This window comes from Microbacterium sp. B24 (assembly GCF_000333415.1).
Taxonomy (GTDB): domain Bacteria; phylum Actinomycetota; class Actinomycetes; order Actinomycetales; family Microbacteriaceae; genus Microbacterium.
Genome location: NZ_BADB01000100.1, coordinates 1 through 3,082, shown reverse-complemented (window position 1 = coordinate 3,082; position 3,082 = coordinate 1). Strand labels below are relative to the sequence as shown.

Genomic DNA, 3,082 nt, shown 5'->3' with positions numbered 1-3,082 from the left:
AGCTCGGTCCCGGGGATCCTCTAGAGTCAGAGTACGTCGAACACGCTGCCGGACTCGATGACACGACCGCCCTCCATGACGACGACGCGGTCGGCGATGACCCGGATCACGTCCATCTCGTGCGTGATGAGCACGATCGTCACGCCGAGTTCACGGTTCACGCGCCGCAGGAGAGCGAGCACCTCCTGTGTGGTGTCGGGGTCGAGGGCGCTCGTGGCCTCGTCGGCGAGGAGGATGCGAGGGCTCGTCGCGAGAGCGCGGGCGATGCCGACGCGCTGCTTCTGCCCGCCCGAGAGCTGTTCCGGGTAGGCGTTCGCCCGGGCGGCGAGGCCGACGAAGTCGAGCAGCTCGGCCACGCGATGGCGGATCTCGTTCCGCGGCCTGCCGGCGACCTCGAGCGGGTAGGCGATGTTGCCCGCGACGGTGCGCGAGTCGAAGAGGTTGAACTGCTGGAAGATCATCCCGATGTCGGAGCGAAGGCTGCGCAGCTGCCGTTCGGGCAGTCGCGTGATGTCGGTGCCGTCGATCTCGACCGCACCTGTCGTGGGGATCTCGAGGGCATTGATCAGGCGCAGGAGGGTGGACTTGCCCGCCCCCGAGTAGCCGATGACGCCGCACACCTCGCCGGCAGCGATCTGAAGCGAGACGTCGTCGAGGGCGACGACGGGTGGAGCGCCCTTCGTCTGCGGCGGATAGGTCTTGGTCGCGGAGACCAGTCGGATGAGGCTCATGAGATCTCGCTCGGTGTCGATGGACGGACGACGAACGCGCGCATGCGGCCCTGCCCGGAGGCGGGGCCGCATGCGCGGCGGTCACTGCTGGGCGCGGATGTCGTCCTCGGTCTTGTTCAGCGAGCTGACGAGGTCGGCGACCGGCGTCTTCAGCAGCACGGCGCTGCCGCCGGATGCGTCGAGCACCCCTTGCTGCACCGATGCCGTCTCCTGGTAGATCTTCACGAGCTTCTGATACGTCGGGTTGTCGGCATCCTTGGCCTTCGCGGCGAAGACGTTGATGTACGGGAAGGCCGCCGGGTCGGCGGGGTCATCCTGTGCGAGCAACTGATCCTTGGTGAGCCCGGACTTTGCGACGAAGTCGTTGTTGACCACGGCGCCGGCGAAGTCGGGAAGAGAGGATGCCGTGAAGTCGGCGGCCACGGCCTCGACCTTCACCGTGGAGCCGGGCTCGATGTCGGCCACGGTCGAGAAGATCGATCCGCCGCCCTTGAGCGAGATCAAACCGGCCGACTGCAGCACGAGCAGGGCGCGTGCCTGGTTGGACTCGTCGTTGGGGACGGCGATCGTGCCACCGTTCGGGATGTCCGCGACGCTCTTGTACTTCGTCGAGTACAGGCCCAGCGGGTAGATCGCGGTCGCACCGACCGGGACCAGATCGTCACCTGCCTTCACGTTGTAGGTCGCGAGGTAGATGATGTGCTGGAACTGGTTGAGGTCGAGCTCGCCCGCAGACAGGGCGGGGTTGGGCTGGTCGTAGGCGTCGAAGTTCACGATCTCGACGTTGATCCCTTCGGCGGCCGCGGCATCCTTGTAGGTCTGCCAGTACGGGTCGCCCGCGCCGACGACACCGATGCGGACGGGGTCCTGCGCGCCGCCGGTGCCCTCCGCGGGGGCGGCGGCGCCGGACGCGCAGGCGCTCAGAAGAAGGGCAAGGGGAACGGCCAGGATCGCGGCCAGGGACTTTCGGGACATGGTGGTGCTCCTTGTGGATCGGGGCACCGCGTCGCGCGGGATCTCTCGGCTCCCCGCGCTCGCCTCGTCGCGGTGCCTGATCGACGGTAGGCACAGTCGACCGAGGTCGCGGAATCGCTCCGTAACACGGCGACACCGCGCGGGTGAGGCGGTCGCCGTCGTGGTTCGCGACCGGGCTCCGGACCCTGTAAGATCGGTGATCGTGCATGGCGCTCCGGCTCCTTGCGCCGCCTTAGCTCAGACGGCAGAGCGATTCACTCGTAATGAATAGGTCAAGGGTTCGATTCCCTTAGGCGGCTCCACTTCTTCACCGACTTCGGGGAGACCGATGGATCACGCGATCGACGCGCTGATCGAGATCTTCACCTGGGTCGGTTTCGGCGCCTTTCTCCTCCTCGCGATCGCCGTCGTGATCGCGTGGGCGGCCGACGGCACCTGGTTGCCGGCGGAGGCCATCATCGACCGCGACGGCGGTGATCCCGTCGTCCGCTGGTTTGACGCAGACGGCGACGCCAACAGTGCGCCGCTGTCCCCGGCCGACGCCGTGGTCATCGGCGACGCGGACGCGGCGTTCATCTGGTACCGCCACGGCTGGCGGGGGCGCGTGCGCCTGCAGCGGCGCCCCACCGGACTGCGCACACTGACGTGGTCGGCGGTGGGGATGCTCGCGTTGGGGGTGGTCAGTCTCGTCGCGGGATGGGTGCTCTACTTCGTCCGCGGATGAGCGGGCGCCCGCGCGCGCAACACAGAGCTGGCATGCGGGACTTATTACTAGATAAGCTAGCGACATGACTCGTCGCACCGACACATCCACCCGCTGGCTGCGTATCGGCATTCCCGTTCTGCTCGTCCTCATCTGGCTGGTGGGCGGCTCGATCGGTGGCCCGTACTTCGGCAAGATCGACGAAGTCGCCACCAACGATCAGTCCTCGTTCCTGCCGTCGTCGGCGGAGTCGACGCAGGTGCAGGAGCGGCTCTCGCAGTTCACCGGAGGCGACAGCATCCCGGCCGTGGTGGTCGTCACCGGTGAGGGAGCGCTGAGCGCCGCCCAGCTCACCCAGATCACCGAACTCGCCGCCACGATCTCCGACGTCGAGGGCGTCGAGCAGGTCTCGCCGGCGATCCCGTCCGACGACGGCGAGGCGGTGCAGTTCTTCGTGCCGATCTCGACGTCGGGCGACGTCGGTGAGACGGTCACGGCCGTCCGCGAGAGCATCGAGAAAAACCTCCCGACGGGCCTGGAGGCGTGGGTGACCGGGCCCGCCGGCTTCACCGCCGATCTGGTGGCTGGCTTCTTGGGCATCGACGGGATCCTGCTCGCCGTCGCACTCGGCGCCGTGGTCATCATCCTCGTCATCGTCTACCGATCGCCGCTG

The 3,082-nt window shown here is 67.7% G+C and carries 3 protein-coding genes, 1 tRNA gene and 1 pseudogene; 3 read left to right on the top strand and 2 right to left on the bottom strand.

Annotated features, from left to right (window positions below; genetic code table 11):
• Positions 1-32: 32 nt before the first annotated feature.
• Together I5I_RS02240 and I5I_RS02235 are read right to left on the bottom strand one after the other, a co-directional pair.
• Positions 33-731 (bottom strand): annotated as a pseudogene (locus tag I5I_RS02240) (methionine ABC transporter ATP-binding protein); the annotation flags it as partial.
• Positions 732-812: 81 nt separating this feature from the next.
• Positions 813-1,706: a MetQ/NlpA family ABC transporter substrate-binding protein gene (locus tag I5I_RS02235; RefSeq protein ID WP_036315991.1), complete on the bottom strand. Its 894-nt coding sequence runs from the start codon at positions 1,704-1,706 to the stop codon at positions 813-815.
• 226 nt (positions 1,707-1,932) lie between these two features.
• Between I5I_RS02235 and I5I_RS02230 the strand changes: the two genes are divergently transcribed.
• The 3 genes from I5I_RS02230 to I5I_RS02220 form a co-directional block, all read left to right on the top strand.
• Positions 1,933-2,008, top strand: a tRNA-Thr gene (locus I5I_RS02230).
• A 26-nt stretch (positions 2,009-2,034) separates the two neighbouring features.
• A complete protein-coding gene (locus I5I_RS02225; protein ID WP_036315989.1) occupies positions 2,035-2,430 on the top strand; it encodes a hypothetical protein in 396 nt (131 codons plus the stop codon).
• Positions 2,431-2,494: 64 nt separating this feature from the next.
• Positions 2,495-3,082 (top strand): MMPL family transporter (locus I5I_RS02220; RefSeq protein WP_036315986.1); only part of this gene is annotated, 588 nt, incomplete at its 3' end.

What these genes read in the sequence shown, in the direction of transcription:
- I5I_RS02235 (WP_036315991.1), bottom strand. Translation starts at nt 1,706, where the DNA reads ATGTCCCGAAAGTCCCTGGCCGCGATCCTGGCCGTTCCCCTTGCCCTT.
- I5I_RS02225 (WP_036315989.1), top strand. Translation starts at nt 2,035, where the DNA reads ATGGATCACGCGATCGACGCGCTGATCGAGATCTTCACCTGGGTCGGT.